1 protein-coding gene is annotated in these 658 nt (G+C 72.0%); it reads right to left on the reverse strand.

Annotation, left to right across the window (positions count from 1 at the left end; all coding sequences use genetic code 11):
• Positions 1-658, reverse strand: a 658-nt coding sequence (locus KUM32_RS36070; protein WP_217146127.1) for an AAA family ATPase, incomplete at both ends; no start/stop codon positions are given.

Below are 658 nucleotides of genomic sequence, written 5' to 3' on the forward strand. Positions count from 1 at the left end.
GATGAGGATGGTGTTGCGGAAGTCCACCGTGCGGCCCTGGCCGTCCGTCAGCCGGCCGTCGTCCAGCACCTGGAGCAGGATGTCGAAGACCTCGTGGTGGGCCTTCTCGACCTCGTCCAGGAGCACCACCGAGTACGGGCGCCGGCGAACCGCCTCGGTGAGCTGGCCGCCCTCCTCGTACCCGACGTAGCCGGGCGGGGCGCCGACCAGGCGGGCCACCGAGTGCTTCTCGCCGTACTCGCTCATGTCGATGCGGACCATGGCCCGCTCGTCGTCGAAGAGGAAGTCCGCGAGCGCCTTGGCCAGCTCGGTCTTGCCGACGCCGGTCGGGCCGAGGAAGAGGAAGGAACCGGTGGGGCGGTCGGGGTCGGCGATGCCGGCGCGGGTGCGGCGCACGGCGTCGGAGACCGCCCGCACCGCCTCGTGCTGGCCGATCAGCCGCCGGCCCAACTCGTCCTCCATGCGCAGCAGCTTCTGCGTCTCGCCCTCAAGGAGGCGGCCGGCCGGGATGCCGGTCCAGGAGGCGACGACGTCGGCGATGTCGTCCGGGCCGACCTCCTCCTTGACCATCTTGTCCCGGTCGCCCTTCCTGGCCTCCTCCTCCGCCTCCGCGGCGGCGGTCAACTCCCGCTCCACGGCCGGGATCTCGCCGTAGAGC

The sequence above is a fragment of the Streptomyces sp. AC627_RSS907 genome, from assembly GCF_019049165.1.